The 5,473-nt window shown below is 65.8% G+C and carries 4 protein-coding genes; 2 read left to right on the top strand and 2 right to left on the bottom strand.

What is annotated here, in order from left to right:
* Positions 1-781: 781 nt before the first annotated feature.
* Together xoxF5 and ACIKT0_RS12250 are read left to right on the top strand one after the other, a co-directional pair.
* Positions 782-2,590 (top strand): lanthanide-dependent methanol dehydrogenase XoxF5, encoded by a 1,809-nt coding sequence (gene xoxF5, locus ACIKT0_RS12255; RefSeq protein ID WP_407105607.1) that lies wholly within the window; start codon positions 782-784, stop codon positions 2,588-2,590.
* 394 nt (positions 2,591-2,984) lie between these two features.
* The gene (locus tag ACIKT0_RS12250) at positions 2,985-3,833 is read left to right on the top strand and encodes a quinoprotein dehydrogenase-associated putative ABC transporter substrate-binding protein (RefSeq protein ID WP_407105609.1); all 849 of its coding nucleotides are present in this window, start codon (positions 2,985-2,987) and stop codon (positions 3,831-3,833) included.
* Between the two features lie 70 nt (positions 3,834-3,903).
* On the opposite strand, the gene ACIKT0_RS12245 is transcribed toward ACIKT0_RS12250, so the two are convergent.
* Together ACIKT0_RS12245 and ACIKT0_RS12240 are read right to left on the bottom strand one after the other, a co-directional pair.
* Complete coding sequence (locus ACIKT0_RS12245; RefSeq protein ID WP_407105605.1) at positions 3,904-4,887, bottom strand: Bug family tripartite tricarboxylate transporter substrate binding protein; 984 nt, start codon at positions 4,885-4,887, stop codon at positions 3,904-3,906.
* Between the two features lie 10 nt (positions 4,888-4,897).
* Positions 4,898-5,473, bottom strand: a 576-nt coding sequence (locus ACIKT0_RS12240; RefSeq protein WP_407105604.1) for a hypothetical protein, incomplete at its 5' end; no start/stop codon positions are given.

The raw sequence follows: 5,473 nt of genomic DNA, 5'->3' as shown, positions 1-5,473 counted from the left end.
GCGTCGCTGAACCCAAGGCTCGCCTGCGCCTCGCGCACCGCGTCGGCGAAGCGGCCGCCCCCAGGCGCCACGATCGCCGAATGGCGCTCGGCGATGGCGAGCAGCCGGGCCAGCTCGACATGCTCGATCAGGCTGCCGCCCAGTTTTACGACGGTCGGTCTCATAGTTTCGGAGGCTCGGGTTCGCGGCGACGCCAATGCGCCTCGGGCGCAGAGACTATCAGCGCCGCGGGGGCATCTCAATTTGGCGACCGGCGCGCCGGATGGTCTCAGGGGAACTGAGCCGGCGCACGGAGGGGCCTGCCGGCGCAACCCTCACGGTTTGCCGTCCACGGACCGTCCGGGGGGCAGCGCTGGGAGGCCCGCCGAGCCCTCGCTGTCGAGGGCAGTTCGCGCCTGGAGCGCTACCGGGCGCTGTGTTCCGGCCGAGCTGGAATGGGCCGGAATCTACGTACTTCAAGATAATGCGTTGCAATATAATAAGCTCGCAGTCGCAGCAAAATCATAATAATGTCCTTATGTCTTAAAGTCCTGTTGCGAACCCTAGGGAAGGGAGCTACGTTCCGCCGCAGTCTTCAGTTTCTACGCGGAACTCCATAAAGAGGGGCGGCGGATCGTAGGGATGCGGATGCGGATTGGGGGTCATGCTTCCGAAACGCTTTGCCAGCAAACCGTGACACGATGCTGAAGGCGCAAGTCCAATAATAAACGCTCGCTTCTCTAAGGCTTTGGAGCCGGCGAGGGGCTGACTACGGACTGCGTACAAGAGGGAGAAATAACGAATGCGCAAAGTCGCAATCGCGGCCGGCCTGATGGCCTCCGTCGCACTGAGCCTTCCGGCCTTCGCGGCTGAAGACCTTGCCTCGATCCTGAAGGATCCCAAGCAGCAGGCTCTGCAGACGCTCGACTACGCCAACACGCGCTACTCGAAGCTGAGCGAGATCAACAAGGACAACGTCAAGAAGCTTCAGGTCGTCTGGACCTTCTCGACCGGCGTTCTGCGCGGCCACGAGGGCTCGCCCCTTGTGATCGGCGACATCATGTACGTGCACACGCCGTTCCCGAACAACGTGTACGCGCTCGATCTGAACGACAACGGCAAGATCATCTGGCGCTACGAGCCGAAGCAGGATCCGAGCGTCATCCCGGTCATGTGCTGCGACACGGTCAACCGTGGTCTGGCCTATGCCGATGGCAAGATCTTCCTGCACCAGGCCGACACGACGATCGTCGCGCTCGACGCCAAGACGGGCGAGAAGAAGTGGTCGGCGGTCAACGGCGACCCGAAGAAGGGCGAGACCAACACCGCGACCGTCATGCCGGTGAAGGACAAGCTGATCGTCGGCATCTCGGGCGCCGAGTTCGGCGTGCGCGGCCACATCAGCGCCTACAACATCGCTGACGGCAAGCTGGTCTGGCGCGCCTACTCGACCGGTCCGGACGAGGAGATGCTCGTCGACCCCGAGAAGACCACGCAGCTCGGCAAGCCGATCGGCAAGGACTCCTCGCTGAAGAGCTGGGAAGGCGACCAGTGGAAGATCGGCGGCGGCTCCACCTGGGGCTGGTACTCCTACGATCCGAAGCTGAACCTGATCTACTACGGCACCGGCAACCCCTCGACCTGGAACCCGAAGCAGCGCCCGGGTGACAACAAGTGGTCGATGACCATGTTCGCCCGTGATCCGGACACCGGCATGGCGAAGTGGGTCTACCAGATGACCCCCCATGACGAGTGGGACTACGACGGCATCAACGAGATGATCCTCACGGATCAGAAGATCGACGGCAAGGAGCGGCAGCTCCTGACGCACTTCGACCGTAACGGCTTCGGTTACACGATGGACCGGGCCACGGGCGAGCTGCTGGTCGCCGAGAAGTTCGATCCGGTCGTGAACTGGGCGACCAAGATCGACATGGACAAGGACTCCAAGACCTACGGTCGTCCGCTCGTCGTCGCCAAGTACTCCACCGAGCAGAACGGCGAAGACGTGAACGCCAAGGGCATCTGCCCCGCGGCGCTCGGCACCAAGGACCAGCAGCCTGCGGCCTACTCGCCGGAGACCGAGCTGTTCTACGTCCCGACGAACCACGTCTGCATGGACTACGAGCCGTTCCGCGTCTCGTACACCGCCGGTCAGCCCTATGTCGGTGCGACCCTGTCGATGTTCCCCGCGCCGGGCAGCCATGGCGGCATGGGCAACTTCATCGCCTGGGACAACAAGAAGGGTAAGATCGTTTGGTCCAATAAGGAGCAGTTCTCCGTTTGGTCCGGCGCTCTCGCCACCGCTGGCGGCGTCGTGTTCTACGGCACGCTCGAGGGCTACCTGAAGGCTGTCGACGCCAAGACGGGCAAGGAACTCTACAAGTTCAAGACCCCGTCCGGCATCATCGGCAACGTCATGACCTATGAGCACAAGGGCAAGCAGCACATCGCCGTCCTCTCGGGCGTCGGCGGCTGGGCCGGCATCGGCCTCGCGGCTGGTCTCGCCAACCCGACCGACGGCCTCGGCGCGGTCGGCGGCTACGCGGCTCTCGCCAACTACACGGCTCTCGGCGGTCAGCTGACCGTGTTCGCCCTGCCGAGCTCGTAAGCAGAACGACGGGGTCAGTTTCGACTGACTTCTGGTGAATGGGGACCCGGTCATCTCGCGATGGCCGGGTCTTCCCGTATCTGGACCTCTCCCTAATTGGCCGCCAGGTGGTTGGTTGAGCTGAGAAACGCCCGCCGATCGGAGAGCTGGAGCGCCTGATCGCCTGATCGCCTGACCCGACCTGCCGTGCGCGACCCTGGCCGGAAACGTGGCGCCTAAGCGTCAGGCCCGCTGGCCCTGGGGCCGTGGCTTGAGGGCGCCGCATTCGGAGAGCATCACTCCAGGGCCGGCGCGAGCGGTCGGCGGCGAGCCCAGGCGCTACAGCGGTTTGCCGCGTCGCAATCCCGCACGAAAACGCCGGTGACGGCGCTCAGGAGGAATCTTGCCTCGGATGATGAATTTACGTGCTTTCATGGGCGGCTGGCCGGTCGCGGCGATCGCCGCGCTCGGGGTCGCCAACTGGACCGCCGCTCCTGCGGCCGCGCAGACGTCCGATCTCGTGAACCGCGCGACCCTCCGGGTCTGCGCTGATCCGGCGGACATGCCGCTCTCTAACGAGGCCGGCGAGGGATTCGAGAACAAGATCGCGGAGCTCCTTTCGAAGGATCTCGGCGTGCCGCTCGTCTACACCTGGTTTCCGCAAGCCACCGGCTTCTACCGGATGACCCTCGGCTCCAAGCGTTGCGACGTCGTCTTCGGCGTGCCTTCCGGAGCGGACCCGTACCTCAACACCAACGCCTATTTCCGCTCCACCTCTGTCCTGATCGTGAAGAAGGGCGGCCCGCTCGAGGGCGTGGACACGCTCGGGGATCCGAAGCTCAAGAACGCCAAAATCGGCGTGATCGCCGGCAGCCCGACAGCGAGCTACCTCGTCCAGTACGGTCTAATGGGGAAGGCCAAGCCGTATCCGCTGACCGTGGATCGCCGCTATGACTCGCCGGCGGAGGCGATGATCAAGGACGTCGAGTCCGGGGCGATCGACGCCGGCGTCCTCTGGGGCCCGATCGGCGGATACTTCGCCGCCAAACTCCCCGACCTCGCGGCGACGCCGCTTGTGAAGGAGCGCGGCGGGCCGCCGATGGCTTACCGTCTGACCTTCGGCATCCGGCCTGGCGAGGAAAACTGGAAGCATCGGCTGAACGACTTCATCAGGAAGAACCAGGCTGAGATCAACAAGATCCTGGCGTCGTTCCATGTCCCGCTGCTCGATGAGCAGAATAACCTGATCGAAGTCTCTCAATAGCAAGCACGTAGCGGCCGATGCTTGCCTCGACAGGGGCGTGCGTTGGCCGCCTCTCCGCGAGGCGGAGCGCTCAAAGCAGACCGGCGGCGTCGAACAGCGCCGTCATCCGGGCGCGCTCACGCTCGAGCAACGCCGCGAACTGGGGGCCTGGCGCATAGAGGTCCTGCCAGCTGCGCTGGTTCAGCAGCTGCCGCCAGCCGGTGGCTTGTGACAGCTGCTTGAGAGCGTCCGAGAAGCGGGCGGCGAGCGCAGGGTCGAGGCTCTTCCGGGCGATCACGCCCCGCCAGTGCAGCAGCGCGACATCCACGCCCTGCTCGCGGAAGGTGGGGATCTCGATGCCCGGCGCCGGCTCATCGGAGGCGAGCGCAAGCGCGCGGACCGTGCCCCCGCGGATCTGCGCGAGGAGGTCGGCGAGGCCGCCGGTCGCAACCGAAATCTCGCCTCTCAGCAACCTGCCGACCACCTCGGTTCGGTAGTCCCCGGCGAGATAATTCACGTTCCTGAGGTCGCCTCCGGCGGCCTGCGTGGTGAGCAGGCTGATCTGGTGGTCGGCTCCTCCCAGCATGCGGCCGCCCCAGCGCACCGCGCCCTGGTCCTCGCGGATCGCGGCGAGAAGGTCGGGCACCGTGCGGATCGGCGAATCCGCCGCCACGATCACCGGCTGTCGCTCCCCGATCATCGTGGCGAGGGGGAGGGTTCGATCCAGTTCCTGATCCGCCTCCTGAAGCACAAGCGAACCCAATGTGCCGAGGCCGAGGACCATCAGCCCGGGCTTCGGCCTCGCGCCCGAGACGAACTGTCTGAACCCCGTGACGCCGTCCTCGCCCGGCGCGGCGGCGGCGCCGGCGCTCGGCAGCAGATGGGTGGAGGTGAGACCCTCCGCGATCGCGCGCGCGAGCTGATCGTCGCCGTCGCCGGCGCTGGTCGCCGCGACCACCTCCATGCTCGCGATCTGCGCGTCAGCCGGCCTGCTCGTCAGCGCGGCCGCGGCCGCCGCCGCGAGCAACCCGCCCGCGACGATTCGTCGATCCGGCCGAAGCCGCTCTCGAGACATGGGGGGAACGTCAGTCGAGATGGCTCTGGATCTCACGGCCCAGATCGAAAGCGCGCTGCTCCAGAATGACGGGGGTCTCGCACACATAGGTGAGCGACTGCGCCCGCTCGTCATAGACCCTAGTGTCCCAGTCGAGCGCCTGCTGGTCTTTCTGACCTTCAGGACTCATCTGCGCCGCCATGCCTTTCTGGCTCGCGGCGATCCGCTGGCTCTCTTCCTTGATCCTGTCGGAGAGCGCGCGCTGCTTGCGCGCATAGCGCTCGATTCCCGTGATGATGCGCGTGCGCTGATCGTTCAGCTCCTCGAACGCGCCGGCGAACAGGCGCGAGAGCTTCTGGTTCTTCTCCGCGCCCGCGCGCTGGGCGAAATCGGCGATCGCGGCCTTCGCCTCCTCCATCGACGTGCGCCGGGCCACGATCGTGGGCACCAGCTCGGCGACGGCCTTGTCGTCGCGCCAGGTGCTGGCGGCGTCGTCGAGCGGCGGGCCCGACCACACCTGCCCAAAGCTCATCGTCGGGACCTTGCGCTGCACGCAGGGCCAGTCCGGGTCGTGCGCGGCTGCGCAAGGTCCCGACGATGAGCTTTG

The organism is Hansschlegelia beijingensis (genome assembly GCF_045505405.1).
GTDB classification, from domain to species: Bacteria; Pseudomonadota; Alphaproteobacteria; order Rhizobiales; family Methylopilaceae; genus Methylopila; species Methylopila beijingensis_A.
The sequence above is the reverse complement of the archived record's forward strand: the minus strand, read 5'-3'. Positions and strand labels throughout refer to the sequence as shown.

What these genes read in the sequence shown, in the direction of transcription:
- xoxF5 (WP_407105607.1), top strand. Translation starts at nt 782, where the DNA reads ATGCGCAAAGTCGCAATCGCGGCCGGCCTGATGGCCTCCGTCGCACTG.
- ACIKT0_RS12250 (WP_407105609.1), top strand. Translation starts at nt 2,985, where the DNA reads ATGAATTTACGTGCTTTCATGGGCGGCTGGCCGGTCGCGGCGATCGCC.
- ACIKT0_RS12245 (WP_407105605.1), bottom strand. Translation starts at nt 4,887, where the DNA reads ATGTCTCGAGAGCGGCTTCGGCCGGATCGACGAATCGTCGCGGGCGGG.